Source organism: Pediococcus ethanolidurans (genome assembly GCF_964062635.1).
In the GTDB taxonomy this organism is placed as follows: Bacteria; Bacillota; Bacilli; order Lactobacillales; family Lactobacillaceae; genus Pediococcus; species Pediococcus ethanolidurans.
The window spans coordinates 568,983-594,892 of the sequence record NZ_OZ061250.1; the positions used below are offsets into that span (position 1 = coordinate 568,983).

A 25,910-nucleotide genomic window follows, 5' to 3' on the forward strand; every position below is an offset into this window, starting at 1 on the left:
TTGGCACCCCTTCATCTTTATTAATAAGCGAACATTAATAAAGGACACCGACTATATGAATCATAAAAAGGCATCTAATAATTGGCTAAAAATTATTATGGTAATTATTTTTACTGTTGGAGTGATTATCGCATTATATCCCTTCTATGTAGAAGCCATTAATAATTATATTGACCAACAACGTATTAACAAAGTAGATAAAACTAATAGTGAGCTATCTGCTCAAAAAAGAAAAGCATTAGAAACTAGGAACCGAAGACTAGCTGAAAATGGTTTACACCCAGAAAATGATCCCTTTGCTGGTAGCAGCAAAAGAACTCAGGTTTCTCTCAAAAAGCATTTAATTGGCAGTATCAGTATTCCCAAGATAAAGGCAAATATGCCCCTTTTTGATACAACAAATGCGGAGACTTTGAATTATGGTGCTACAGTATTGCAAGGGACTTCATTTCCATTGGGAGGTAAAAACACGCATACGGTAATTGCTGCCCATCGTGGACTACCAAGTAGAAAACTATTTACAGATTTGAATTATGTTAAGAAGGGAAATATCTTTGTTCTAACAGTATACAAAAAGAAATTAGCTTATAAAGTTTATAAAATACAAGTTGTTAAGCCTAATCAGACATCAGTTTTAAAGATTATTCCTGGTAAAGATTTAGCTACCCTATTAACCTGCACCCCTTACATGATAAATTCACATCGTCTATTGGTAACTGGGTACCGCATTCCTTATACTCCTAAGATTGCAAAAGATGTAAACCATGCTAATAATGCAAATAATGCTAATCAGTTATTAATCCTAATAGCCATTATTTTATTATTATTAGCAATTCTAGGATATATAATTAAACTAATCCACCAAGGAATGTTAAGAAAGAACCGATTTAGTTTAATTTTTTATCGCTTAAGTCAACAAGGTGATGTTGTTAAAAATACTACCTATGCATTACAAACACGTGTATTACGAAGACCAATTTATCGAAACGGTAAAAAATTTATTGTCACAGCTGATAATGATGGCAAAGTTAACTTCAATAACTTGCCAGGAGGATTGTATCACGTTCAAGAAATTTTTCCTAATGATAAAATAGGGTGTACTGTTGGTATTAAAAAACTTCATCAGCAGACAGCTAAAATGTATTTAAAAGATAAAAATAGATCATTATTCAAACTTTATCACAATGATTAATCAATCAAAAAAAGGGAAATCTACCGAAACATTAGGCAGATTTCCCTTTTTTTGAAAACTAAATTCAGTGTTTCAGACTTTGATCCAGTTCGGATTTGGGTTGTTTGATTGATGGATTTCCTTCAGCAAATGCTTGCAGCTGTTTTTGCGTTCGATTACTGATTTTCTGGTGTACATCATTTAATTTATTTTTTAGTTCTGATTTTTGTTGTGGATTCGTTGCTTGCTGAACTTGTTGTTGCAAGCTTTGATAGGACTTATTCAGTGACTGGGCTGCTAGCTTTTTTAAATCGTGCTCAGGCTCTTTTTTTGCTTCTTGTAAACCTAATTGTTTGGTTAAGCCATCGCTAAGATCAATCACTTTGTTGCTAACTTGCTGGATTTCACTTAAAGCACTATGGATCACGGCTTTATCTTTGGCCCAGGTAGCTACATACCCGAGGGAGTAATTGCCTGTATCAACGCCAATGCTTTGCATGGCGACATATGCAACCGCTTCGGCTTGGGTTTCTTGATAGGCTCGTGGTCGATCTTTAAAGGCTGATTTTAATCCGTGTAGCTGGCTATGCGCATATTCATGATATAACGTCTTCAATTTTAAAGCATTATCGGGCTCATCGCCACCAATGACGATTTCATTAGTGCTGGGTTGAAAATACCCCTTAGCCCCATTTAGCGTCGCTAAAGGCACTTCACTGACTTGAAGGTCAGGTTGCTGGTTTAAATAATCTTTGAACGCGTTATACAAGCTTGTCACATTCTGATGATCGGCCAAATTTTCTTTGACAAAATTCTTGGCACTTAACACTGGTTCACCACTAGTTTGTGACACATCAAAGACGGGTAGATAACGATAACCGACAATGGCGCGCTCATCGGTAGTATCAAGTCGCTTTTGCGCCCCGGTTGACGGTGCGGTTAAAAGCCGTCTGCCATTGCTTAAAACCGGCGACTTGAGTGGCTTGAGGATTTTGCGCATAAATTAAATCAATGTTTCTGGCGCTATAACGATGAAATTTAGCCAGGGTATTGAGATACTTTTTAAATTGGTCACTATCAGTTAATTTTAGGATTTGTTGTTCAGCCTGGGCGACCAATTGTGCTTTCCAGGCTTTAACGTCGGCTTTACTCGGCATTGTCTACCCCTCCTCATCTTCAAAAATATCATTCAATGTCGGCAATGATCTTGTTTGAATCGGGGTCGTGCCATAAAGGGCAACATAGCCATCGACTAATTTTTGCCAGGCCACTTGATAGTAAGCTCCATTTCCAGTAATTTCTTTTAAATACTTGTAGGTTCCTTTAGTCTGCAAAACAGGTAACTCACTGGCTAAAACTTCTAATTCACGGTTCATTTTATGATCTCCTTTGCTTTGTTAATCTCACCCGTTGTTCAGGTTTACTTTGGGATTGTAAAAGTGAACCTAAATGACGGGTTCACCAACCGGAACGTAGTGTAGGGCGGTAGGCAGGTTCTAATCAAAATCAAAACTTAATTTATGGCCGTCAAGCTTTAACTTGGCGTCAAACGACTTTCCTTTTTTGCTCTTGAACCCCTTTAGTTTGCTGGTTTCCCCCTTAGTGATTAAGGCTTTGATCGCAGTTTTACCGAGGGTTTTACTGCTCCATTTCTTGGGCAGGGTAAAGTCTTCGCCTTGCTTAGGCTTTACAATGTAAAACTTCTGTTTATTTAAAACGGTCGCTTGCGGTGTTTCTAAGAAGACCTCCGCGGCTTTTTGGGCTTGCTGCTGATGATCGATTTGTTGCTTAATGGCTGCACTGCCAGTTAATTGCGTGGGAACATCAGCGATCAACTTTGCCACGAACTTTTTGATTTGGTTCAAAAAGTTATCCGGGGTACGTTCTTCGGTACTAATTTGCTGTAACGCTTGCTCCCATTTAGCCGTCATTTCTGGGCTAGTTAGCAAGGGTTCGAGTTCAACCGCTTTACATAAAGTAATTCCGGCTTCACTGACGTGGAGATTGTTCTTTTCAGTAACTAAATAGCCACGTTTCTTTAACACTTCTAGCACATTGGCCCGGGTCGCACTTGTCCCAATGCCTTGCACGTCTTTAAGAATCGCCTGGGCTTCCTCATCATCAAGCGTTTTGCCGGCGGTCTTCATTGCCGGTAATTAGGGTACCTTCGGTAAAAGGTACCGGTGGTGTCGTTTCTTTTTGCGGTGTTTGCAGATTTGCTTGGACTTGATCGCCTTGGTGAACGAGCGGTAAGGTTGCTGCTTCTTGCTGTTCGGCTTTGTGATCATCAAATAAAGCTTGCCAACCTTGCTTAGTTGGGACCTTACCGGTTGCTTTAAAATTGGCGTCACCAACTTGGGTAATAATGGTGGTTTCCTCGTACTCGTACGGATCAGCAAATATCGCTAACGTCGTTCTCAAAACCAGGTCGTAGACTTGTTGCTGTAATTTAGGCAAGCTGGCCAGCTTCTCTTTCGTCGGCACGACTTTAGTCATGATAATGGCATAGTGTTCTTCAACCTTTTTCCCATTAACATAGCGTTTATTCGGGGTGGTATTGGTTAAAGCGACTGGCTTAGAGACTAAACCCAGATACTTCGTCAGATTAGCCACTAAATAACCAAATTCTTCATCAGTGATATAAGCACAATCCGTTCGGGGATAACTGAGCAGTTTGTCTTCGTATAAGCTTTGAATAGCCGCTAAGGTTTGGCTGGCGCTGGCGTGATAACGTTTATTCATGGCACTTTGGAGACTAGATAGCGAGAATAGTTGTGGACTAGCTCGTTTTTTGCCTTGCTTTTGGACGTCCTTGATTAAACCGGCCTGTGAGCCTTTCTGAACGTGTTTAACTTGCATGAATGTTATTAGCCCTGTTTCGTCTTTAAATCGCTGATAGGGGTCTAATTTTGCGACGAATTTTTGCTGATTAGCAAGAATTTCAGCATTTAGTTCAAAATAGGGTTCCGGCTTAAAGTTTTTGATTGCCTGGTCTCTTTGATAAACCATATACAAAGTTGGCGTCTGTACTCGACCAATCGAGTACACCCCACGTACCCCTTTTTGTCTTAATAACAAGGTGTATAAGGGACTACCATTCATTCCAATTAACCAATCTGAAGTGCCCTACAATTGTTAGACAAGAAGTCTAATGATTGTGGGGCTTTTCTTATGACTAAGTATAGTAGTGAATTCAAGGTTAGGTTTGTTTCGAAGTATCTCGAAGGTGGTATTAGTTATAACGATTTGTGCACAGAGTTTGGAATCCCTCACGCTGGATTTGTCAAAACCTGGGTGAACCAGGCTAGGGCTCACGGCATTGACTCGCTGAAAGTTAAGCATACGAGGACAGATTATTCTCAAACATTCAAGATTAGCGTGGTAGAGTATGTGCGTACACATCAAGTAAGCCGTGCGCAAACCGCAACCCACTTTGGCATCTCGCCCAGCCAAGTCAACTCTTGGTATCGTATTGTGAGAGACCAAGGAGTGGCCGGTTTGCGGTCTAAAAGAAAGGGGAGACCAGCCATGGGTAAGCACAAGAAAATCAAGCCAATCAAGAAACTCGAGCCAACTCAAGAAGAGAAATACCAGCAGGAGATTTTGGAGCTCAAAAGTAAGCTTCACGAAGCGGAACTGGATCGTGATATTTTAAAAGCACTCGCGACCCTGACGAAGAATTCACCGAGGCACTTTCAACAAAAGTGAAGGCGGGTATCGTTACTTCGTTAAGGTCGCAATATGATCTCAAAGAGTTGCTTAAATCACTCCGCTTACCGCGAGCGACTTACTACGATCGTCTCAAGCGAAACAGGAAGGCAGACAAGTATGCCGAGGAGACCATTCGTCGCCTAATGAGCGACATGGGCCTGAAGGTTACGATTTACTCCAAGCACACGTCCAAGTACCATTCCTACAAGGGCAGGGGTGGCAAAGTCGCCCCCAATATTTTGAAGCAACAGTTTGACGCCAAGCGTCCCTTCACTGTGCTGCACACCGATGTGACCCAAGTTCGACTCTATAACGGCGAGTGGGGCTATATCTCATCGATTACCGACGAGGCTAGTCGGGAAGTTCTCGCCGCCATTGTCAGCGCATCACCAAATACGACGTTAATCCAATCAACACTTGATGAACTGCAACACCATCTTAAAGCCGGGTTACGGCCGATTCTTCACTCAGATCAAGGCTGGCAGTATCAGATGCCAGCTTACCAGCAACGTCTAGAGGATATGAATATTGTTCAGAGTATGTCCCGAAAGGGCAATTGCCATGACAATGCCCCCATCGAAAGTTTCTTTAACCTGATGAAGCGTGAATGTCTGAATCGTTATCGGATTGATGACCTTACCAGCTTGCGCAAGCTCGTGGACGGCTACGTTGATTGGTTCAACAATGCCCGAGTCTCCAGAACCCAAAATGGCCTGACCCCAGTTGAATACCGGGAACAGACCATGATTGGTTAGTTCAAAATTTAACTTGTCTAACTTTTCTATTGCACTTCATTAACTGGGCAATCCAGGGACCCACAGTCTCTAAATTCATATATGTATACATAGATTCACTATCCCTCAGTTTACAACGTTAAACATTTTAAATTAAAGCGATTACTTACATTATAAAATCAATCAGGTAAATTTCAAGACAGCTTTTAACTTAATTTAAGTTCAGAAATCCCCTAGTCATGCATAATGGTATGGATTTCATTCTGAAGTGCAGGAACAACTTCAGTTTCAAACCAAGAATTTTTATGCATCCAACCATAATTTAATGGCGAAGGATGTACCAGCGGAAAATATTCGGGCAGGTAATCTTGAAAATGACGAACCGTATCAGTTAGTGTAAGTTTTCGCTGTTTTTGCAAATAATATTTTTGTGCATATTGACCAATTAAAAGTTTCAAACGTAAATTTGGCATCAATTGTAACAATGGTTCGTGCCATTTTTCTGCGAAACCTTTACGTGGCGGCAAATCGCCATGAGCTCCTTTTCCAGGATAATAGAAATCTAAGGGCATTACAGCAATTTTACCGGAATGATAAAACTCATCCTTGCTTAATCCCATCCATGAGCGCAGCCGATCTCCACTAGGATCATTCCAAAACACCATTGTTGATTGCGCTTTATTGCTGGGTGCCTGACTAATAATCAAAATTTCCGCATTTTTTTCAATGTGGTACAAGGGGTGAACATTCTGCATTGTAAACTGTTTGTTTTGCGGATCTGCCTCAACTGCCTTAAATATTTCATCTACTGTTTGCACATGTCTACCTCCCAACCTTAAATTAAATCAAAATGCTTTAGACCATTGACAATCCCATGTTTACGAAAATCAGTTGAAATAAATTCAGCTGCAGCTTTAGTTGCAGGAACACCATTACCCATTGAAACGCCGTGATCGACAGCGTTCATCAAAGAAATATCATTTGGACCATCCCCAAAGCCAAACGTTGGTACATCTGTTTGTCCAATTGCCTTTAGAGCTTGTTGAATACCGGTCTGTTTACTGACACCCTTTAGCACAATATCAATGGCAAACTTAGCATTTCGATAAAAATCAAATTCTGGAAATTTAGCCTTAATTAATGCATCATCATTCGAATTTTCAGTTAATGCCAAAATCATATAAACTGGATTACTTTCAAAACGTTGTTTATCAACAGGTGGTAACGGCATATTCAGAAATTCATAGCCATTTTTCATGGCAGCGTTAACTCCTGTTGCCCATTCATGGTAAGCATCATAAAGTGAAAGTGCAATGCCATGCTCGTCCGAAAATGTGATGAACCGTTTTAATAATGGCATCGGCACACTCTGTGAATAAACTTGTTTTCCGTTCAAAGCCACGTACTGACCATTTAACGCCACAATGGAATTAATCTCTGTCAATTTCATGATGTCACTCACCACACCTGCCGAACGACCCGTAGCAATCACAGGTAAAACTTGATTATGCTTGAGTGTTCGAATAGCTGTGAGTACTTCTGGATCTACGCCGTGTTGTTCATTCAATAATGTATTATCTAAATCAAAAAAGACAATTGCCTGGTACTTTTGCATAGTTTTATTCCTCTTACTTAGTTTCAATTATTTGTTTTACTTACTGATTTAACTTTTGAATTGTAACCGTTTTTAATTTTCATTACACTTAAAAGATACATGTTTCTCTAGGTTAACTCAACATAGATTGTGAATTGATTCTTTTTAAATACTCGTTGTTGCTTTAAATTAATCTCCATTAAATCTATTTTCTCATGTATTTTTGTACTGCCCACTTTAAAAGTGAGCTAAACTATATTTATGTGCAGTGAAAAGGGGAATCAGATATGCTTCAGTTTATTTCACTAGTTCTTATTGGTCTACTTGTTGGTATTTTTGTCATCTCAATGGGTGGTGGCGGTGGTGCCATCTATTTGGGTGTCCTAACAGCCGTCTTTAATTTGGCCCCTGCTTCGGCCGCAGCCACTTCAATTATTACTGCTTTACCATCTTTAGCGATCGGTTCATGGTTATACTATCGACAACGGCAAATCAATTTTCATCTAGGCAATATTATGTTGCTTGCCGCAATTCCTTCTGTAATTGTCGGTGCTCTCATTGCTCCCTTTATTCCGACCAAAGTTTACAACGTAATTATTGGTCTAATTCTTTTAATTTTAGGAATTCAAGTTCTCTATAAACTGAGAACTGGTAGCAAACCAACTACCACAAATACTTCAAAAACTTTGCCCACTATTTTTGGTATCATTAGCGGGTTAATGGTTGGGGTTGCTGGTCTAAGCGGCGGTGGTCCAATTATGGCGGGACTCCTTTTAATGGGTGCTTCCATGATTCAGGCTTCGGCAACCTCATCATACGTACTAGTTTGCATGTCTGTTGTGGGTGCTTTGACGCATTTATCTGGTGGGCAGGTCGATTGGGCAGTTGGAATCAGTTTGATGTGTGGTGCCATTGTTGGCGCTGCTATTGCACCAAAACTAATGACAAAATTTGCGGTCGGCCGCGGTGCCGTGATTTTAAACATCATTATGGGCGTTTTATTGGTATTTATGGGCATTCAAACCTTGTTGAATTAAATTTTAAACAGATAAAAAAATCGACAGTCACTTAAGATTGTCGATTTTTTTACGCATTATTGTCGTTTACGAATCACAAAATACACAATTAACTGACAAATTAGCACCAAAATAAAGAAGATTCCCAAAACCGCTAAAGCAATCTCTTTTGCTGACATTGTTTGCACAATCCCTGCACCATCGACTTTGCGGATAAAAATAAAAATCGTTGTTATCAAAAATACGGCTAGCCAAATGACATTAATAATCCACCAACTTCTAATTCGCATGATAATCTGCTCCCCAATAGATTTAGATTCAGTGAAATTCAAAACAATTTTTGAATCCGCCTTCCCACAGTTTACCTTACTTTGCTAATGTTTTCATAACCAGTTCATTCTCGTTGGTATCTTTATCTTTACGTTTTTCAACTATGTCAAAACCATGTTTCTTATAAAACTTAACCGCCGGTCGTTTTTTTCATACACATCAAGAGTTAACGGATCTACTGTTGCTTTTGCTGCATTAACTAATTGCGCGCCAATTCCTTGACTCTGAACATCTTCGCGCACAAACAAACCAGCAATGTAGTGATCCATTAATCCAAGAAAATCAACAATTGTTTTATCATCAATGGCCAAAAATAAGGTTGCCTTTTGAATGAGTGTCGCTACTAAATCATAGTTTTTGTGCCAATACTCAGGTGACACAAAATCATGTGCACTTAGATTTCCTTCCAACCAAATTTGCATCACTTGATCTAGTTGTTCCGGAGTTAATTGTGAAACTTTTTGAATTTTCATTTGTTCTCCTTGTTTATCTAAAGATATTTACTTCCTTATTTAACAGCTAATTTACTTAATTCATGTGTCTTTAAAAATTGACTGACCCAATTTGGGTTATATTTACTATACTGCCTTAACGACCATCCAATTGCTTTTTGAATAAAAAATTCATTTGTATTTTGATCATAAAGAACTGCTTTAGTTAGCATTTCAGTATCCAAAGTATCTTTCTCCATTAGTTGTAAATTGATCGCAACGCGGCGTTCCCAAAAGTTGTCACTTTGATAGAACAGTTCAAACACTTTTGCTTTTTCATCAGGATGCAATTTCACATACTTACCAAATAATGTTCGCCAGGCATCAACCGAATCCCACCAACTTTTTTGTGCCACAAATTGTTTGAAAGTGACGATATCATCAAAATTCCGCTTTCTAAGGTTTCGGATTGCCAAATCTATGGCGACATATTGATACTCGCGAAAAGTACGACCATACAATTCGCTCACCCAAGCCTTTACTGTATTTGACGGCAATTTGGTGCTTTTCCTTAAAAGTAACTTGCCTTGTTCTTTTCTTTCAGTTGATTTTATTCCGATAAACGTGAATTTATCTTTCATATAATGAGCCATCGCTGGCGCAATTTCAGCGTTACCAACTAACTCAAAATTTAATTTCTCCATAACATCTCCTGTTAATTAAAAACTTAAGCATCATAATTATTCAGTTTTTTGTAAATGCCCTGCATTTTATGTTCAATACCGGATAACTCATCAGCATAGCCGCGTAAATTTTCACCATACTGGGCAACCAACTTATCATCGATATCTGTTTTATATCGCAATTTATGTTCCAGACTGGCCCACATATCCATACCAACAGTACGAATTTGAATTTCAACATTCACATTTTTACTACCAGTAGACTGAAATACGGGAACAGAAACTACCACATGCAAACTACGATAACCACTTGGTTTTGGATTTTTAATATAGTCTTTCCGTTTGATCAATGTCACATCAGACTGATTGACAAGTAGTTTTTCAATCAAATAAACATCATCAATGTAATTTGTAATAACTCGAATGCCCGCAATATCAAAAATATGTTTTTCTATATTTTCAATCGTCAGCTCGTACCCTTTGCGATGCACCTTTTCTACCAGACTTTGTACATCCTTCATCCGCTCTTCCATATGATGGATTGGATTATGATCGTAGTTCACCTGAAATTCAGAGTCCAAATTTTCTAGTTTTGTTCCAATTTCATTTGCACCAGCTTCACCCAGTTGATATAGATTTCCCAATCTCTTTAAGTTTTTAATATCCGGTACGTCTTCTGGTCGTTTTATATTTTGACCGAATTTATCAAGATTCATAAAATTTCTTCGTTCAAGAATCATTTAAATCACGCTCCTATTTGACCCTATTTTAGCACTAGAAGTTTTATATAAGAAAACGGTATCAAAATTTTAAAACTTTCTTTTATTAACTCAAAATGTTTCACAAGAAACAGTTTCATTTAATATTTTTCAACCAGTTAATTAAATAACGGGCTATTTCTTGTTGTTGCTCAGCCGTACTTATTGTCGCTTTTCGATCACCCTTCTGCTTTCCATAACTGCCAAAACCAGCATGATTGCCACCCTTAATCACCTCAAATGTTGTCCTTGTAGGTAACCATTGTTTAGCCTTTTTGTATGCTTTTTTGTTTAAAACGCCATCACGACTAGCCGTAATTGACAACACTGGTATTGAAATCTTTTTTAGGCTTCCCTTTTTATCCGGATAACTTGCCAAAAAGAAAACGCCTTTTAGATTTTTTTGATGTTTCTGGGCATATCGACTAGCCATTACGCCACCCAAGGAATGCCCACCAATCACATAATCTCGATCATTTTTATTTCGCACCTCATTAGCTTTATTAGGTGCTAACACTGCCAAATCCATTGGAAAACGCACAATGTAAACCGAATAACCAGCTGCACTAAGTTTTTTAGCCCATATGCTGTAGCTTTTGGGTTCTACCAGTGCTCCTGGATAAAAAATGACCATCGGTGCTTTGGAAAGCTTAGCTTGAAAAACAAGGTTGCTTTTCATTACCGTTGTTTGTTCAGCCGCTTTTTTTGCTTCTAAACTCGGTTGATAAATTTGGGATCGTAAAAACAACCAACCAACTAAAATCAAAATAACTCCGACAATTAAACTAAGTTAAACTTTTGTTTTCTTTCTCATAACAAAATCCTCTTCACTTGATAAACAGGTTCTTATCATTATTTATTTTAAAGTATTATTCACTTAATAGTAGTATACTGTAAGCGATTTCTGAAATATATATTATTAAAGAAGGTATTTAAAATGAAGAATAATTACTGGTATCAAAAAGTTATTATAACGGGTCTGGGTTTGCTTTCTAGTACACTTACGCTGGCATCCGCATTCAAAAAAGTGCGCACTACTAATGCCCCCCAGAAGCGAGCACTAAATAAAAACTTCTTGTTGGCGGCATCTGCCGTTGAACTTGGCATTTCAATTGAACATGCTATTAGTATTCACCAAGATTTGAAGAAGTAACTATCCTGTTTTTAATCTCAAAGGCTTTTGAACAACAATTGTTATTCAAAAGCTTTTTTGTTTATCTTTTAGACCCTATTTTCTTTAATTCGAACTACCGCCTTCACCAATCTTCTCTAAAAAGGTCGCAAGCTCTTCTGCGGTTTCCGGCTGCTTTTTAGTCACCCAATCAATAACAACACTAGTAAGTCCCGTAGAATGATAACGAACATAATAACTCATTTCGCGTGCGCTTAAGTTTTTAAGATGTTTTTTATGCGCCGTCATGTCTGCCAACACACGCGCAATATTTTCTCGGAGCATATCTTGTTGCTGTGCTCTGACCAGAATTTTAATAAAGTCAGTGTGACTCCTTAAATATTGCATCATAAAAACTAATCCTTCATGTTGAACAATTGTTTTAAAATCTAGCTGAGCAGTTAAACCAGTAACCAAATCTTGCATCGCTTCAACTAAAATATCATTAATATTTTGATAATGTCGATAAAAAGTCATCCGTGAAATGCCGGCTACTTTGGTTAATTCTGTGATGGAGATCTCATCAAATGATTCTTTTTGAAGCAGGCGTTCCAGAGCTTCAATTAAGTAAGTTTTTATCGTTTGCGATTGATTAGCCATTGACAATTTTTCTCCTTTTGTCACTTCTTAGTTGTGAGGGATTGTATTCCCGTTCATTTGAGGGTATGCTTTTCTCGACTTGAATTTGTTACAAGTGTAACATCAATCACTTAAAATCCAAAATTTCAAATATAGTCAAAAAAAGGAGAAAATTATGACAACAAAAGTAGTTGCAATTACTGGTGCTAGTAGCGGAATGGGAAAAGCGGCAGTTCAACTGTTTGCACAACGTGGCTGGATCGTTTACGGAGGTGCGCGACGGGTAGAAAAGATTCCAACCGGAGCAAATATTCATCCCGTCAAATTAGATGTAACTGTTGATGAGTCCAATCAAAACTTCATCCACGTGATTTTAACTGAACAACATCGCATTGATGTTCTCATTAATAACGCTGGTTATGGTGAAGGCGGTCCTGTCGAAGATGTGACGATCAGTAACGTTCGTAAACAGTTTGAAACCAATTTCTTTGGTGCGGCCGAATTGACTAAACTTGTTTTACCGACAATGCGGCAACAAACTTCTGGACGAATCGTTAACATCTCTTCAATTGGTGGTGACCTCTACATGCCATTAAACGCCTATTATCATGCTTCAAAAGGTGCGCTTCAGCAATGGAGTGATGCGCTAGATATTGAAGTTCAGCAATTTGGTATTCGTTCGGTAATTGTTCAACCTGGTGGTACTCAGTCGTCTTGGGGAAAAATTACTATGAACAACATCCGTAAAAATCTTAAACCAGATTCAGCCTATTTACAGTTTGCCACAATGATTGGCGATGCTTTAGACTCTGCAAACGGCGCGATTTCAGCAACTTCTGCCGACCTGGCAAAGATCTTTTATGCTGCTGCAACTGATGTAAAACCCAAGCACCGATACTTCCATTCATTTAGCGATCGTTTGGTGGTACGAATTGCTAGAGCCTATCCACGGATGTATCGGGCTGCTTTCATGGCTATTTTAAAACATCAAGGAAAAAGATCATCACGATAGTCTGTTTCTTGCATGGATAGATTCGTTTAATTAAACACAGAAGCCTTTTGGGTCGCAACTACAAGCTGCTCAAAAGGCTTCTATGTTTTGACTTGATTAAATTTTTAATTAACAGCCGCCACATAAATAAACTGAGCAATATTACCATTAACTAAATACTGATGGTTATTTAAATCTTGCATAACTATAATTTCCAAATCATCCTTTTTATCTACCAATTTTACTTTTTTCCCAATTTTAAAATCAATATATTGCATATATTTAATTATATTTTTCTTATCCAAATATTGCCTAATTACTACCCACTGATCTTTTTTCACTTCTGTTAGTACCTGTAATTTTTCTTTTTGATATTCTGGTCTCAAAGGTCCGCCAAAGGGACTAAATTTTGGCATTCCTAAATAAACATTTAGCTTTTTTATAATATCCTCATTATTCATTGCAGACATTAACCAGGCTTGTTCAGGAATTATAGGTAAAGGTATATGCAAAATATGATCTAACCAGATCTCACAAAGACGATACTTATATATTATATAATTAGCTTTTTCCATTCCTTCCCTGCTTAACCAAATGCTTACATATCTTTTTCTTTTCACCAATCCTGCCTTTTCCATATACGCAATTTCTCCAGTTATCGAACCAGGTGCAATTTTTAACAATTGAGCTAGTTGTTTATTATTGGTACTTTTTTTAACATAACTGGCTTCAAAAATAGTTTTTAGATAAATCGAAGCACTTTTTCTCAAAATACCACCCTACCATTCATATTTTCTAGGCATCCCTAAAAAACATTTTAATATACATTGTTTTGCTGTACAATGGTGTTGCTCATATTTTTTAACGAGGGAGGAATTTAAATGAGCGATAGTAAAAAGAATGGGCCACGTAAACATAGACTTATTGAATACGCCAATGGCCCTTCATTAGAAGAAATAAATGGAACTGTTGCCGTACCAAAAGGAAAAGGATTTTGGCGAACATTGTTTGCTTATTCCGGTCCTGGTGCATTAGTAGCTGTTGGCTATATGGATCCTGGTAATTAGTCAACTTCAATTACTGGAGGACAAAATTTTCAATATCTTTTAATGTCTGTTATCTTGATGTCAAGTTTGATCGCGATGTTATTACAATACATGGCGGCTAAACTTGGTATCGTGAGTCAGATGGATCTTGCCCAGGCCATTAGAGCTAGAACAAGTAAATCGTTAGGAATTGTTTTATGGATTTTAACCGAACTTGCTATCATGGCAACCGATATTGCTGAAGTTATCGGTGCTGCCATTGCATTATATCTTTTATTCCATATTCCTTTAGTTATTTCCGTTTTCATTACTGTTTTTGATGTTTTATTATTACTTTTATTAACCAAAATTGGCTTTAGAAAAATCGAAGCGATTGTTGTTTGTTTAATTCTAGTAATCTTGCTTGTTTTTGTTTATCAAGTTGCACTCTCTAATCCTAATTGGGGTGGAGTTTTTGCTGGATTAGTTCCTAATGGAGAAACATTTTCCAGCTCACCAAGTATTGGTGGCCAGACTCCACTATCAGGTGCTTTAGGAATTATTGGTGCAACTGTTATGCCCCATAATTTATATCTCCATTCTGCCATTTCTCAAACACGTGAAATAGATCACAACGATGAAGAGTCAGTTGCACAAACAGTTAAATTTTCAGCATTAGACTCAAATATTCAACTCACTGCCGCCTTTTTCGTTAACGCCTTATTGTTAATAATGGGTGTCGCTGTTTTCAAAACCGGAGCAGTTAAAGATCCTTCATTCTTTGGATTATTTAAGGCTTTATCTGACACATCCATGTTAAGCAATGGTGTTTTAATTAGTGTTGCAAAATCTGGTGTCTTATCAGTATTATTTGCTGTAGCTCTTTTAGCATCCGGACAAAATTCGACCATTACTGGAACGCTTACTGGTCAGGTTATTATGGAAGGTTTCGTACATATGCGAATGCCACTTTGGCTTCGTCGCTTAGTTACCCGATTAATTTCCGTAATTCCGGTTTTAATATGTGTCATGCTAACAAGTGGCAAAAGTGCAATTGCCGAACATACCGCTTTGAACGATCTCATGAATAATTCACAAGTTTTTCTAGCATTTGCTTTACCATTTTCTATGTTACCTTTATTAATGATGACTGATAGTAGTTCTGAAATGGGAGAAAGATTTAAAAATACACTATGGATTAAAGTTTTAGGTTGGATTTCAGTTATTGGTTTAACTTATTTAAATTTAATCGGACTTCCAGGACAAATTGAAAGCATTTTTGGTAACAATGCCTCCAGGAACCAGTTATCAATCGCTGATAATATTGCCTATGTACTTATACTTGCTGTAATCACATTATTAGCCTGGACCATTTTTGATTTACGTAGAAGCAATAAAAAGTATACAGAACAAGATCTACTCATTAGAAAAAGAAACGAGGAAGCTAATCATGAATGAATTTAAACATATCTTAGTTGGTGTAGATGACTCTGAAGATGCCATTTTAGCATTCAAATATGCCATTCATTTAGCAAATCAAAACAATTCTGAATTAATTATTGTGTCTGTTCTAGAAACTGGTGATATGAATGTGTATGAAGCACTAAATAAAGACTTTGTACATGGTAAACGCGATGATTTAGAAAAACACGTTCAGACATATAAACAACAGGCTATCGATGCTGGTGTTAAGAAAGCAACAGTACTTGTTGCGGAAGGTGAGCCCGGTGAAACCATTGTTAAAGACGTGATTCCTCACGTAAAACCTGATCTATTGGTAATTGGCTCCAAGGCAAAAAAAGGTCTTTCCAGACATTTAGGGAGTCAAGCAGCTTATATGGCTAAATATGCATCTATTATTGTCACAGTGGTTCGGTAAACAATGGCCATCAATTAAAATTTATCAATACAATGCTTCTACAATAGAAGGCTTCAATAAAGTCAAATTCTTTTCTAACTTTATTGAAGCCTTTTATGTGCCTGCTATTTAGTTTGTAAATTTACTTAATTTTGAGAATAAATGGTGATAATTATTCTGTTAAAAGTGACTCATTACCATTCATCTTCCATATTATCGAGCATTTGAAAATACTCAATGCCTAATTCCGTTCCCTCTTTTATGCCTTGCCTAGCTATTTCAACATTACTCTGACTAATCTCGCCAGCAATCTCCATGAACTTAAAGAATTTCTTGATTGAAGTAGCATTAGACTTAAGTTCTGTCACCGAATAAGCAGCTTTGCGAGGAAACCAATCCGAGAAGTATTCCATAGCATAGTTGGAAGCCTTTAACGGTGTCAAGATCGTGTAATAAGTTAGGAATTCATCGATAAAAAATTCTGCATTATTGACATGTTTAGTGATAACCTTCTTGCTTAGTCCTTGAACCTTGGTTAAATAGTTTTGAAATTCTGCCAACAATAACTTGTTGTTTTCTTGTATTTCAGCTCTCACTTGTTCATATTTCGTGCCATCGCTTGTAAATAATGTTTGGTCGTTTTCGTGCTTGTCCCATTGATGGTAATCCGTCCAAGTCTTGTTGACTTCATAGGTATCTTTTGGCAATTCAGGAGTACTTTTTGCAATACTCAAATTAGTTTGAAAAGCCTTTTTAATCGCCTTTTTAGCAAAAATATAATTTTTTTGTCTAAATGGAACTTGCATTAACCAATTCATTAGTTTAGTTTGAATTAACTTGTTTAAATACCTCGTATTTGAATGTTGAAGCATTAAAACCAAATTGGTCATTGCACCGGTTACTTGGCGATTAAAGCCGGCATTAACTTCAATACTACCAGCTATCTTAAAATAAGCATCAATATTTTCATGACTAATCCCTGTCATTACAAACGCTTCTTGAATACCCTCTTCAATAAACTGATTCAATTTTGATTTATTCTTTGCGTTTATATCATACAAAATAACCGTAGCATAGGTTAAATCATTCACCAATATGACAACTTTTTTACGGTTTAACGAATAGTAATTGGCATGCCAAGAAAAAAATGGATTAGCTATTGCGAATCGTTTGGCTGCATTAGCATCTTTGGTCTTAACTAATTTGTTGAAGATTGGTAAGGCTTTTTTGGTCGGATTAATAATCATTACATGATCTCCTCGTCATCTTTTGCTTTTCAGTTTAGCCTAGTTTGAATGTCTTAACCACCGAAATGATTGACATTAAATATTAAATTGTACATGAAACGTGATAGCTATTTTCTAAATATAAAAAGCATATTAAAAAATAACGATTTTTAATATGCTTTTCGCTAGAGAACAATCAGAGCTAGTTCTGCATGATAGCTTCAAAAATATTTAATTTAGTCGTTTTCTGCCAGCCACTTGTCCAACACACTAATAAATTCATCATGCTGATCCAACAAGGCTAAATGACGACTGTTGGCAAATAAATGCCATTTAGCACCTGGAATATGATCATAAACAGATTTGGCAATCAATGGTGTACACAAATCGTCCGTTCCGTTTGTAACCAGTACTGGTACGTGAATTTTTTTAAGATCATTAGTAACTTCAAAATCACTAATGGTGCCATTTTCAGTAAACTCATTGGGTCCTTCAGCAATTAAACTTGCGCGTTTTCCGTTCGTTTCACGACGTAATGGTTCAGGTGAATTCTCATCGGGATCATCCCAGCAATAACGTTCCATGTAACGATCGTTCGCAGCTAAGTACTTAGGACCACTGAAGTTTCCCGTTCGTTCTGCTTCCGCAATAGCCGCACGATCTTCATAGCTCAAGTAAGAAATCAAGCGATGTTGCTCTTGCGTCCAAAGTTTAATGGAAGCTGGTGAGCCATCAATCATGACACTCTTAACACCAGTTTGATCATAGCTAGTTAAGTAATACATTTCCAGCATGCCGCCCCATGACTGACCCAACATATGAACTTCATCTAAATGGAGATACTTACGTAAAGCAACCAATTCTTCTGCCCAAGTTTCTTTAACATAAACACCCTCGTCTTCTGGAAGTGAGGATTTTCCGCAGCCCACTTGATCGTACATAATGAGTTGACGACCAGTTTTGGCGTAATCATCTAATAATTCAAAATAATTGTGTGAAGAACCGGGTCCACCATGAATTAGCAATAATGGTGCCTTATCTTTACTTGGTTCACCAACGATACGATAGTACGTTTTGTAGCCATGAAACGGCATGTAGCCTTCTTTAATTTTCATCAAAATCAGTCCCTCTTATGTAAGATAGTATTACTAAATTCATTGTACTCCTGAATATGATTGCCGCTTTAGAAAAATTAAATTAAAAAATCACATTAGCATCTAACGTGATGATATAAATTCTTTTATTTCTTTAACACGATTGTTTTGTCGGTATATGGCTTTAATAATGTCATTATTTCTACCCGTTCTTTCACACGAAAGTTGTGCTCCCATTTTATAAATAATCGCAAATGACTATATTGCTGCGGTCCTCTTATTATTCGATTTTTTAAATACCGTTTCACTAAATAATACAGGTTACGTAAATGCGAAATATCCTTAAAATAAATCACATCTGCATCGGTAAATGATTCTTGCCCGTAACGATACTGAACACCTTCAATAATCCAGTCATTTTGTTTCAAAACTAGTTTTAGTAAAGTTGCTCGTTCTTCAGGTGTACGATGAACGTCTCCCTGTGGACTTCTTTTCCAGTTAAGGTCGTCCACTGAAGTTACCGGAATGTTATATCTTAAACTTAGTTGCTTTGCCAGCTGTGTTTTACCGCTGCCAACGGGACCAATAATTCTAATTTTCATGTGTTACCTCATTTCTTTATTTTTCCCGCAACCCCTTACAAAATCGTCACACAAACGTAACTTACGAAGCTCCTTCATTTCCCGGTATACTAACTAATGCTGCTCAAAACACGAAGGAGAAATAAGATGCCAAGAAATTTAAAAGAAGAAGTTGTTTTTACTGCCATCATGGCTGGATTAATGGTCTTTGTGATGGTTTGCTATAATGTTATGCTAGTTCAAGGATTCACCAAGGGATTCATGATGAATTCCCTCTCAGAATATCCAGGTGGGTTACTCGTTGCCATCATTTTGGATTTGTTAGTTGTAGGACCAATCGCCAAGAAACTTGCATTTAAATACATTATCAATGATTATATGAAGAGAAATGTTGTCCTCATCGGGATTACCATCTCAGTAATGATGGTTCTCGGAATGGTCACATGCATGTCTCTTTTTGGCATCATCATGTCTCACAATGTAAGTTTAACAAGTTACATTCATGCTTGGGGTTTTAATATAATCGTTGCTTTACCACTTCAATTGCTCATCGTTGGGCCAATTGCTCGCGCTGTATTAGGTAAAATGCAATCAGTAACCGATAAAGCTAAAGCAGTACAAGAATCAACTAGCGAAGAAATTGAATAGTCTTTTACTTAGGCATTTTCCTTAACGGGAAGATGCTTATTTTTTTGGTTTAAACCTAAATATATTTTGATGATTCTCTCACAACCAAGTTACTCAATTGATGGGTATTTGGAAATTCAACCGTCCACGCTGGATCTGTTTTACTATACTGGCGAAGGGCCCATCCAAGTGCCTTTTGAATAAAGAACTTATCAGTAGTTCAATCGAACAATATTACCGCAGCTAACAGCTTAGTATCGGTATTTTTCTTTTCCATTAACCGCAAATTGAGCGAAATGCAGCGCTTTTACATATTATGACCTTTATAGAACAGATTAAAAACTGCCACCTTTTCATCAGGATGCCGTTTAATGTATCTTCTTATAACTGCCCGCAGTGAATTCACCCATTCACGAGTATAGCGTTCAATATTAATCGCAATATACTCTTTCCATTCTGGTAGCCAAGAATCAGTACTTACATGACGGAGTTCGCCTGTGTACATTTCCTTAATTTCTTCATCTGGATCGTCCGCATCAGTATATTCTTGAAATTCGACAAACATTTCTTCTAAATTTCGTTTATTAATTCCGATCTTATTGGTATCCGCTAAGTATCTCAGTAGTTCGCTAATAATGTCAAAACTTATCCAAAAAAATTTGCTCTGTATCGGAATCTGCATCAGCAGCAGCCTGATCAAACATCGTGTATAAAACATCTAATAGTTTGTCTTCATTTCAAGTACGAAACGATCCCGGATAAATTTTAGCCATCATTTTATCAAAGTATTGAACTGTCTCTTGAACAAGCCATTGCGGATAATTATTAATAATTTTATATTCTGATGAATTTTGGAAACTATCCCAAAATGCCATAATTCTACTAGTTTTGGCCACAAGCTATCCTCCATTGAGTGTCTATTTACTACTCATTATACGTGAAAATGGATATTAAAAAAGATACTCACTCTCTCGTCAAATTTAACCCATAAACTCCACGAGTAACACTTATTTACAGTTCAATCATACCAAATTTTTAAAAACAATCCTTTAGTTTAATTTGTCAGCTTTGGTAAATCTTCTTGTGAATACGTATATTCAACATGCGCCATCCTTGGCACCTTATTCCAAGGAACTGGATAGCCAGCTCCGTGTGCACAGAAAACAGAATCTGGTGTATTCTCTAGATCTGAAGTTGGATTGTACTTCAGTTTCGAGACGATTTTTTCTGCATTATGACACGGCTGATAACCGTCAACAACACACTCCAGTTGCCCTTGTCCATGTGTGTATGCCCGCACTTCTTGCATATAACCTTGCATTTCTGAAACAGGCGCAGTTCCAGTCAACGTTATCATTTCAGTTCCACTATCTTTTGGTGTTTCGAAAGTTCCACTCATCCGTTGAATATCATTCATTGCTCTGCCAACCTGAGTTTGATCAATTGTTAAACTGAATCGATACCAAGGCTCCAAAAGCTGACAAGCACCTCGCGCTTTCAACATCATTAACCCCTGGCGAACTGCACGCCAAGTAGCTTCACGAAAATCACCACCCACGGAATGCACAATGCTAGCTTTACCACCAACCAACGTAATCTTTATATCTGTAATTGGTGCGCCAATCAAAACACCTAAATGTTCCTTTGCTCGTAAGTTGGTTAAAACTTGATGTTGCCAATTTTTACCAAGTACGTCAACTCCGCAGTTTGAATCAAAGGTCAAACCACTACCTTTAGGAGCTGGTTGCAACAACAAATGAACTTCAGCATAGTGGCGAAGCGGTTCAAAATGGCCCACTCCCTCAACAGCTTTCGTAATTGTTTCCTTGTATAAAATACTGCCTTCCCCAAATTCAACATTCAAATTAAAACGCTCTGCCAAAATTTGTTGCAGAATTTCTAGCTGAATTTCACCCATAATTTGCACACGAATTTCTTGAAGATGATTTGACCACGTCACATGTAATTGAGGATCCTCATCTTCAAGCTGACGAAGTGCCGTCAAACAAGCATGAATATCATTACCTTTTGGATCAAGTGCATAATTAAGTACCGGTTGAATAGCGGATGGCTTGCCGCCCGGCTCATTTCCCAGTCCCTGTCCCGGATGCGTTTCTGTTAATCCCGTAACTGCAGAAATACCACCAACTTCAACTTCTGGCAAAACAGCGTATTTTACGCCGTCATAGACACGAAGCTGATTTACTTTTTGCTCATTTAACAAGACAGCTTTGGTACGCAGAGTACCACTAGTCACCCGTAGCCAAGTTAATCGTTCATTTTTTTCATCATGAGAAATTTTAAATATTCGTGCACCAAACTCGTTTGATTTACTAATTCTTTCACAAGTCCATTGTTCCAAACCGGCCAATAAGTGTTCCACACCAGTTAATTTTAAGGCCGCACCAAAATAACAAGGAAAAATTTCACGATTGATAATCATTTCTCGAACGGTATCATCGCTAAGTTTTCCAGAATTCAAAAATTGTTCAAGAACCGTATCGTTTTGCATGGCAATTTCTTCATAGCTATTTTCAGGAATATCAGTTTGTGTTTCCGTGTCGTTATCAAAATCAATGCATCCCTCTGCAAGCCCCATTTGTAGTTGCTTTAAAACCTGGTTTCTATCAACACCATTGGCATCCATCTTATTCACAAAAATAAAAGTTGGCACTTGATATCGTTTGAGTAATTGCCAAAGTGTTCGGGTATAACTTTGAACACCATCCGTCGCAGAAATGACTAAAATAGCATAGTCAAGCACACTTAAAACTTGTTCCGTTTGAGCAGCAAAATCCACGTGTCCAGGCGTATCTAATAAAGTTAAACTAAGATCGTGATATTTGAGATTAGCCTGATGTGAAAAAATTGTGATTCCATGTTGTTTTTCAAGATCATCTGTATCCAAGAAAGCATCGCCGTTATCGACACGTCCTAGCTTCCGCAAGGCTCCCGTCCGATACAACATAGCTTCTGAGAGTGTCGTTTTCCCTGCATCAACATGTGCAATGATTCCAGCAACAATATGTTTCATGACTTCTCCTCTCGTGATTTACTTTTAATTTAAATTATAACCGTTTCGAAGGCTCAAAGTCTTCTAAATATCATTGCGTCCTTTTCAATTTATATTTAATTTATATTTATAGTGTTTATTTTTTTCTGGTTGACAATCTCTTCATACCTGCTGTATGCTAATAGCAACTTAAAATCGTCCTTAAAAACCGATGAAGTGGAGATCAAGATTACCGTGCACGCAAAGAGAGCCATCGTTGCTGAAAGTTATGGCCGAACGCAAGTAATTAAATGGACCACCGAGGGCTTTTCCGAAATTTCGAAAGTACGAAAAGACGTCAGACATACGTCAGTTGTCAGGAGAATGTTAGTTCTCTATAAAGTAGGGGTGCATCTTTAGACTTTTCGCGAATCTAAAATGGACCCAATTGAGGTGGCACCGCGGGAAACCGTCCTTAACACATTGGCTGTTAGGGACGGTTTTTTGATTTCTAAAACGGGGTGAAACACATGTTACAAAAACGATGGCAAAACTCATTGATCAATTTCAAAACAAATCATGCAACTTATTTGGAGGAATTAAATCATGAGTATCTTTACAAACAAAAAAGCTTTAATCATTGCAGGAATTATTCTTATCGGCGGCGTTAGTTTTGGCGTTCACGCCAATTCAAAACAAACTAAATCAGCACCAGAACAAAAAATCAGTTTGTATGAAGCAACCAATTTAACAAGTTTGGATGCCTCAAAAATAACCGATGGTGTTTCAAGCGCTCAACTAAGTCAAGTCGATGAAGGCTTGTATCGTTTGAACAAGAATAGTCAGCCCATCAATGCTTTAGCGGCCAAAACAACCATCTCTAATCACGGTAAGCTTTACACAATTAATTTAAAACACAACGGTCGCTGGAGCGATGGTCAAAAAGTAACTGCGCAAGATTTTGTTTATTCTTGGGAACGAACTTTGAACCCTAAAACAAAATCTGAGTTTACTTATTTGTTTACCAGCATTAAAAATGCAGATGCTATTATGGTCGGCAAAAAGGCCCCTAGCACATTAGGTGTCAAAGCAACTGGTAAATATCAATTAAAGGTCACATTAAGTAAACCTGTTCCTTACTTCAAGAAACTATTAGCAGGCATTACCTTTTATCCAATTAGCCAAAAAGCAGTCGAAAAGTATGGCAGTAAATACGGCACAACCGCTAAAACAACTGTTTATAATGGTCCTTTCACGCTAACAGGCTGGACTGGAACCAATGATAAATGGACGTTAGTTAAAAATTCAACTTATCGCGATCACAAGGTTGTCAAACTCAACAAGATCAATTATCAAGTGATTAAAACGTTATCTACTGCTTATAATCTCTATCAATCGCACAAACTTGACATGGTTACATTGGCTGGCGAACAAAGCGTTCAAAACAAAAATAATCCTGAATTAAAAACTTTGTCGGCTGGTCGTGTTGGGTTTATTCAGTATAATGAAAAGGACAAAACAGCTGCCAACAAAGATTTACGAACTGCAATTTCACTAACTATTAATCGCCAACAACTAGTTACAAAGATTCTTGAAAATGGCTCAATTGCTGCCAAGACTTTTGGTGTCCGTGATATGTTAAAGAATCCGAAAACGGGCAAAGATTTTGTTGACAACGCCCAAACACCAAGTGAAATGACTACTAACATTGCAAAGGCCAAGACATTGTATCAGACCGCCCAAAAACAATTGGGCACAAAACAGCTAACCTTGACCATCACCTGTGCAAATGATGATACCAGTCAACAAACTGCCACCTATATTCAAGGGCAGCTAATGAATCATTTAAAGAACTTGAAGGTGAATGTGCGCACGATGCCATTTCCATCTATGTTAACAAAGGTTTCTCAAGGAGATTTTCAACTTAACTTAACAAGCTGGGGGATGGACTTTGCGGATCCTAGCCAAGTACTGACCATTTTAACTTCAAACAGTAACTCAAACATGGGTCACTACCAAAGTAAAACTTACGATACGGCCATGAACAATGCTGATGGTAAGGATGCTATGAACAATTCAAATCGCTATCAAGATCTTGTTAAAGCTGCAAAAACAGCTACTAAAGATCAAGGTGTCACACCATTATACGAAAGTCGTTCACGTCTGTTGGTCAACTCTAACTTGCATGGCGTTGTTTACAACAAGTTTAACGGAGCCATGGATTTTAGAACTGCCTATGTAAAATAATAAAACCGGATAACAAGGAAGCTATCCAGATTAGCACACTAACTAATCTAATTTCCTTATTATCCGATTTTTTATTGTGTTATTCTTCCCACAAAAATTTCAAAATGGCTTGATCTACTTTGGGACTAGAATGGAGCTTACTATGTTGGGCCAGCCTACCTTTCATTTCTAACTCTTGATAAGACTTAGCCCGCTCTTGGACCAGATAACGTAGTGACTTGGAGGAATAATTTTGGACCGTCCCATCACTACGGTCACCAATATTTCCATAAATGTTTAAAACCGCGACGCTTTGCGGATAAGTTTTGCGTAATTTTAACAAAGCACGATACGTTGAAATCATATATTTTGGTTTCCCCTGTGCATTCAAAGTATTGCCTTTGATCGCGTCGTACCCCCGAATTCCCGCAAAGTGACCCGCAATATTAACTTCTTTATTTAATTGCGGTAATTTCTTGTTTTGTGGTGCAAAATCAGCCATATAATACATGACCGCCTCATTGCCGACTGAATGTGAAACTGTGTTGAACTTTTTAAAATGGTAGGTCTTTTGCAACTTTTGCAAAACGTTTCGTAACCATTTGCCATCTGTGCGGTAGCTACGTTCGTGATTATTTTGATAATTTATCATCACAATCGGGTTAACCGCATTTTTACGCAGATGTCCTACGAGTGTTGCCTTGCCTGTTTTGGAGACTTCGGCGCGAATAACACCGTTCGTCGCATGCGCCTTTTTTATGGCTCTCACCATGTGTTGCTCGGCATGATAATTGCTGCCAAAGCCATGCAGAAACACCGTAGGAATATTGGTTTGTTGGTAGTTACTTGCTATTTTTGTTTGATGATTATGTACATAAATATCCAGTAAAGCAGCCATAATAATGATAACTGCTAAACAAACCATACCTATTTTTTTAGTTATTTTAGTCAATGTTTGTTACTCCCCCATATTTTTAGTTCAGCAACATCATTTATCTTACAAACAACCACAGTTTCACATTTAGTTTCGTTATAGTCAACATAGACACAAAAAAAGACGAACTAGAAAATTTTCTCGTGGATATACTCCTACCAAGGTAGACAAGCAAATA

Annotated in this window: 27 protein-coding genes and 3 pseudogenes; 10 read left to right on the plus strand and 20 right to left on the minus strand. The window is 37.7% G+C overall.

The genetic code is table 11. The features are described from left to right. The first annotated feature begins 55 nt into the window (after positions 1–55). Positions 56–1,192: a class C sortase gene (locus AB3219_RS02830; RefSeq protein ID WP_216754546.1), complete on the plus strand. Its 1,137-nt coding sequence runs from the start codon at positions 56–58 to the stop codon at positions 1,190–1,192. Positions 1,193–1,256: 64 nt separating this feature from the next. Here AB3219_RS02830 and AB3219_RS02835 read toward each other — a convergent pair. From AB3219_RS02835 to AB3219_RS02845, 3 genes and pseudogenes are all read right to left on the minus strand, one after another. Then, positions 1,257–2,328, minus strand: a pseudogene (locus AB3219_RS02835) (hypothetical protein). Positions 2,329–2,331: 3 nt separating this feature from the next. Next, positions 2,332–2,547 carry a hypothetical protein gene (locus AB3219_RS02840; protein ID WP_216754545.1) on the minus strand — a complete coding sequence of 72 codons (216 nt, stop codon included), beginning with the start codon at positions 2,545–2,547 and terminating at the stop codon, positions 2,332–2,334. Positions 2,548–2,667: 120 nt separating this feature from the next. Further along, a pseudogene (locus AB3219_RS02845) lies at positions 2,668–4,273 on the minus strand (DNA topoisomerase). A 69-nt stretch (positions 4,274–4,342) separates the two neighbouring features. Here AB3219_RS02845 and AB3219_RS02850 point away from each other — a divergent pair. Next, a complete protein-coding gene (locus tag AB3219_RS02850) occupies positions 4,343–4,879 on the plus strand; it encodes a helix-turn-helix domain-containing protein (RefSeq protein ID WP_253953646.1) in 537 nt (178 codons plus the stop codon). Next, a complete protein-coding gene (locus AB3219_RS02855; RefSeq protein WP_260365413.1) occupies positions 4,876–5,637 on the plus strand; it encodes an IS3 family transposase in 762 nt (253 codons plus the stop codon). The genes AB3219_RS02850 and AB3219_RS02855 overlap by 4 nt, the downstream gene beginning before the upstream one ends. A gap of 212 nt (positions 5,638–5,849) precedes the next feature. On the opposite strand, the gene AB3219_RS02860 is transcribed toward AB3219_RS02855, so the two are convergent. Continuing rightward, positions 5,850–6,434: a uracil-DNA glycosylase family protein gene (locus tag AB3219_RS02860; protein ID WP_260365414.1), complete on the minus strand. Its 585-nt coding sequence runs from the start codon at positions 6,432–6,434 to the stop codon at positions 5,850–5,852. 17 nt (positions 6,435–6,451) lie between these two features. Then, positions 6,452–7,231 (minus strand): Cof-type HAD-IIB family hydrolase, encoded by a 780-nt coding sequence (locus tag AB3219_RS02865; protein WP_216754316.1) that lies wholly within the window; start codon positions 7,229–7,231, stop codon positions 6,452–6,454. Positions 7,232–7,497: 266 nt separating this feature from the next. Between AB3219_RS02865 and AB3219_RS02870 the strand changes: the two genes are divergently transcribed. Continuing rightward, complete coding sequence (locus AB3219_RS02870) at positions 7,498–8,247, plus strand: sulfite exporter TauE/SafE family protein (protein ID WP_216754317.1); 750 nt, start codon at positions 7,498–7,500, stop codon at positions 8,245–8,247. 56 nt (positions 8,248–8,303) lie between these two features. Here AB3219_RS02870 and AB3219_RS02875 read toward each other — a convergent pair whose 3' ends face one another. From AB3219_RS02875 to AB3219_RS02895, 5 genes are all read right to left on the minus strand, one after another. Further along, on the minus strand, positions 8,304–8,516 hold the full coding sequence (locus AB3219_RS02875) for a DUF3923 family protein (RefSeq protein ID WP_367369282.1): 213 nt from the start codon (positions 8,514–8,516) through the stop codon (positions 8,304–8,306). Positions 8,517–8,657: 141 nt separating this feature from the next. Further along, the gene (locus AB3219_RS02880; protein WP_253953577.1) at positions 8,658–9,029 is read right to left on the minus strand and encodes a GNAT family N-acetyltransferase; all 372 of its coding nucleotides are present in this window, start codon (positions 9,027–9,029) and stop codon (positions 8,658–8,660) included. Positions 9,030–9,064: 35 nt separating this feature from the next. Further along, positions 9,065–9,691, minus strand: a complete 627-nt coding sequence (locus tag AB3219_RS02885) for a DNA alkylation repair protein (RefSeq protein WP_367369283.1) — start codon at positions 9,689–9,691, stop codon at positions 9,065–9,067. 23 nt (positions 9,692–9,714) lie between these two features. After that, positions 9,715–10,410, minus strand: coding sequence for a GTP pyrophosphokinase family protein (locus AB3219_RS02890; protein ID WP_260365415.1), 696 nt, complete (start codon positions 10,408–10,410; stop codon positions 9,715–9,717). Positions 10,411–10,525: 115 nt separating this feature from the next. After that, positions 10,526–11,194 (minus strand): alpha/beta family hydrolase, encoded by a 669-nt coding sequence (locus AB3219_RS02895; protein ID WP_367369284.1) that lies wholly within the window; start codon positions 11,192–11,194, stop codon positions 10,526–10,528. A gap of 171 nt (positions 11,195–11,365) precedes the next feature. Between AB3219_RS02895 and AB3219_RS02900 the strand changes: the two genes are divergently transcribed. Continuing rightward, positions 11,366–11,581, plus strand: coding sequence for a hypothetical protein (locus AB3219_RS02900; protein WP_260365417.1), 216 nt, complete (start codon positions 11,366–11,368; stop codon positions 11,579–11,581). Positions 11,582–11,665: 84 nt separating this feature from the next. Here the strand turns inward: AB3219_RS02900 and AB3219_RS02905 are convergent, their stop codons facing one another. Further along, a complete protein-coding gene (locus AB3219_RS02905; protein WP_260365418.1) occupies positions 11,666–12,199 on the minus strand; it encodes a TetR/AcrR family transcriptional regulator in 534 nt (177 codons plus the stop codon). Positions 12,200–12,353: 154 nt separating this feature from the next. On the opposite strand from AB3219_RS02905, the gene AB3219_RS02910 reads away from it, so the two are divergent. Beyond that, entirely contained in the window at positions 12,354–13,190 is an 837-nt protein-coding gene (locus AB3219_RS02910) for an SDR family NAD(P)-dependent oxidoreductase (RefSeq protein WP_367369285.1), read from the plus strand. Between the two features lie 104 nt (positions 13,191–13,294). On the opposite strand, the gene AB3219_RS02915 is transcribed toward AB3219_RS02910, so the two are convergent. After that, positions 13,295–13,939, minus strand: a complete 645-nt coding sequence (locus tag AB3219_RS02915) for a metal-dependent transcriptional regulator (RefSeq protein WP_216754325.1) — start codon at positions 13,937–13,939, stop codon at positions 13,295–13,297. 111 nt (positions 13,940–14,050) lie between these two features. Here AB3219_RS02915 and AB3219_RS02920 point away from each other — a divergent pair. Together AB3219_RS02920 and AB3219_RS02925 are read left to right on the plus strand one after the other, a co-directional pair. Further along, positions 14,051–15,652: pseudogene (locus AB3219_RS02920) on the plus strand (Nramp family divalent metal transporter). After that, a complete protein-coding gene (locus AB3219_RS02925) occupies positions 15,642–16,073 on the plus strand; it encodes a universal stress protein (RefSeq protein ID WP_216754334.1) in 432 nt (143 codons plus the stop codon). The pseudogene AB3219_RS02920 and the gene AB3219_RS02925 overlap by 11 nt, the downstream one beginning before the upstream one ends. 173 nt (positions 16,074–16,246) lie before the next feature. Here AB3219_RS02925 and AB3219_RS02930 read toward each other — a convergent pair whose 3' ends face one another. From AB3219_RS02930 to AB3219_RS02940, 3 genes are all read right to left on the minus strand, one after another. Beyond that, positions 16,247–17,299, minus strand: coding sequence for a DUF6933 domain-containing protein (locus AB3219_RS02930; RefSeq protein WP_263773404.1), 1,053 nt, complete (start codon positions 17,297–17,299; stop codon positions 16,247–16,249). A gap of 215 nt (positions 17,300–17,514) precedes the next feature. Then, positions 17,515–18,393, minus strand: coding sequence for a proline iminopeptidase (pepI, locus tag AB3219_RS02935; RefSeq protein WP_216754327.1), 879 nt, complete (start codon positions 18,391–18,393; stop codon positions 17,515–17,517). 125 nt (positions 18,394–18,518) lie between these two features. Continuing rightward, on the minus strand, positions 18,519–18,974 hold the full coding sequence (locus tag AB3219_RS02940) for a DNA topology modulation protein FlaR (RefSeq protein WP_216754328.1): 456 nt from the start codon (positions 18,972–18,974) through the stop codon (positions 18,519–18,521). Between the two features lie 126 nt (positions 18,975–19,100). Here AB3219_RS02940 and AB3219_RS02945 point away from each other — a divergent pair, with 126 nt between their 5' ends. Next, positions 19,101–19,601, plus strand: a complete 501-nt coding sequence (locus AB3219_RS02945) for a DUF2798 domain-containing protein (RefSeq protein WP_216754329.1) — start codon at positions 19,101–19,103, stop codon at positions 19,599–19,601. A 55-nt stretch (positions 19,602–19,656) separates the two neighbouring features. Here the strand turns inward: AB3219_RS02945 and AB3219_RS02950 are convergent, their stop codons facing one another. From AB3219_RS02950 to AB3219_RS02965, 4 genes are all read right to left on the minus strand, one after another. After that, the gene (locus AB3219_RS02950) at positions 19,657–19,782 is read right to left on the minus strand and encodes a DNA alkylation repair protein (RefSeq protein ID WP_263749655.1); all 126 of its coding nucleotides are present in this window, start codon (positions 19,780–19,782) and stop codon (positions 19,657–19,659) included. A 105-nt stretch (positions 19,783–19,887) separates the two neighbouring features. Next, positions 19,888–20,145 (minus strand): hypothetical protein, encoded by a 258-nt coding sequence (locus tag AB3219_RS02955; protein WP_253953736.1) that lies wholly within the window; start codon positions 20,143–20,145, stop codon positions 19,888–19,890. Between the two features lie 172 nt (positions 20,146–20,317). Continuing rightward, the gene (locus AB3219_RS02960; protein WP_216754330.1) at positions 20,318–20,476 is read right to left on the minus strand and encodes a hypothetical protein; all 159 of its coding nucleotides are present in this window, start codon (positions 20,474–20,476) and stop codon (positions 20,318–20,320) included. Positions 20,477–20,634: 158 nt separating this feature from the next. Beyond that, a complete protein-coding gene (locus AB3219_RS02965; protein WP_367369286.1) occupies positions 20,635–22,614 on the minus strand; it encodes a GTP-binding protein in 1,980 nt (659 codons plus the stop codon). 564 nt (positions 22,615–23,178) lie between these two features. Here AB3219_RS02965 and AB3219_RS02970 point away from each other — a divergent pair. Further along, positions 23,179–24,819 (plus strand): peptide ABC transporter substrate-binding protein, encoded by a 1,641-nt coding sequence (locus tag AB3219_RS02970; protein WP_367369287.1) that lies wholly within the window; start codon positions 23,179–23,181, stop codon positions 24,817–24,819. 79 nt (positions 24,820–24,898) lie between these two features. Here AB3219_RS02970 and AB3219_RS02975 read toward each other — a convergent pair whose 3' ends face one another. Beyond that, on the minus strand, positions 24,899–25,750 hold the full coding sequence (locus AB3219_RS02975) for an alpha/beta hydrolase (RefSeq protein ID WP_260365865.1): 852 nt from the start codon (positions 25,748–25,750) through the stop codon (positions 24,899–24,901). Positions 25,751–25,910: the final 160 nt, after the last annotated feature.

Coding starts and splice junctions, on each gene's coding strand:
- AB3219_RS02955 (WP_253953736.1), bottom strand. CDS start 20,145: ATGTTTGTCGAATTTCAAGAATATACTGATGCGGACGATCCAGATGAA.
- AB3219_RS02840 (WP_216754545.1), bottom strand. CDS start 2,547: ATGAACCGTGAATTAGAAGTTTTAGCCAGTGAGTTACCTGTTTTGCAG.
- AB3219_RS02930 (WP_263773404.1), bottom strand. CDS start 17,299: ATGATTATTAATCCGACCAAAAAAGCCTTACCAATCTTCAACAAATTA.
- AB3219_RS02905 (WP_260365418.1), bottom strand. CDS start 12,199: ATGGCTAATCAATCGCAAACGATAAAAACTTACTTAATTGAAGCTCTG.
- AB3219_RS02880 (WP_253953577.1), bottom strand. CDS start 9,029: ATGAAAATTCAAAAAGTTTCACAATTAACTCCGGAACAACTAGATCAA.
- AB3219_RS02830 (WP_216754546.1), top strand. CDS start 56: ATGAATCATAAAAAGGCATCTAATAATTGGCTAAAAATTATTATGGTA.
- AB3219_RS02885 (WP_367369283.1), bottom strand. CDS start 9,691: ATGGAGAAATTAAATTTTGAGTTAGTTGGTAACGCTGAAATTGCGCCA.
- pepI (WP_216754327.1), bottom strand. CDS start 18,393: ATGAAAATTAAAGAAGGCTACATGCCGTTTCATGGCTACAAAACGTAC.
- AB3219_RS02940 (WP_216754328.1), bottom strand. CDS start 18,974: ATGAAAATTAGAATTATTGGTCCCGTTGGCAGCGGTAAAACACAGCTG.
- AB3219_RS02865 (WP_216754316.1), bottom strand. CDS start 7,231: ATGCAAAAGTACCAGGCAATTGTCTTTTTTGATTTAGATAATACATTA.
- AB3219_RS02945 (WP_216754329.1), top strand. CDS start 19,101: ATGCCAAGAAATTTAAAAGAAGAAGTTGTTTTTACTGCCATCATGGCT.
- AB3219_RS02965 (WP_367369286.1), bottom strand. CDS start 22,614: ATGAAACATATTGTTGCTGGAATCATTGCACATGTTGATGCAGGGAAA.
- AB3219_RS02850 (WP_253953646.1), top strand. CDS start 4,343: ATGACTAAGTATAGTAGTGAATTCAAGGTTAGGTTTGTTTCGAAGTAT.
- AB3219_RS02900 (WP_260365417.1), top strand. CDS start 11,366: ATGAAGAATAATTACTGGTATCAAAAAGTTATTATAACGGGTCTGGGT.
- AB3219_RS02890 (WP_260365415.1), bottom strand. CDS start 10,410: ATGATTCTTGAACGAAGAAATTTTATGAATCTTGATAAATTCGGTCAA.
- AB3219_RS02970 (WP_367369287.1), top strand. CDS start 23,179: ATGAGTATCTTTACAAACAAAAAAGCTTTAATCATTGCAGGAATTATT.
- AB3219_RS02910 (WP_367369285.1), top strand. CDS start 12,354: ATGACAACAAAAGTAGTTGCAATTACTGGTGCTAGTAGCGGAATGGGA.
- AB3219_RS02875 (WP_367369282.1), bottom strand. CDS start 8,516: ATGCGAATTAGAAGTTGGTGGATTATTAATGTCATTTGGCTAGCCGTA.
- AB3219_RS02870 (WP_216754317.1), top strand. CDS start 7,498: ATGCTTCAGTTTATTTCACTAGTTCTTATTGGTCTACTTGTTGGTATT.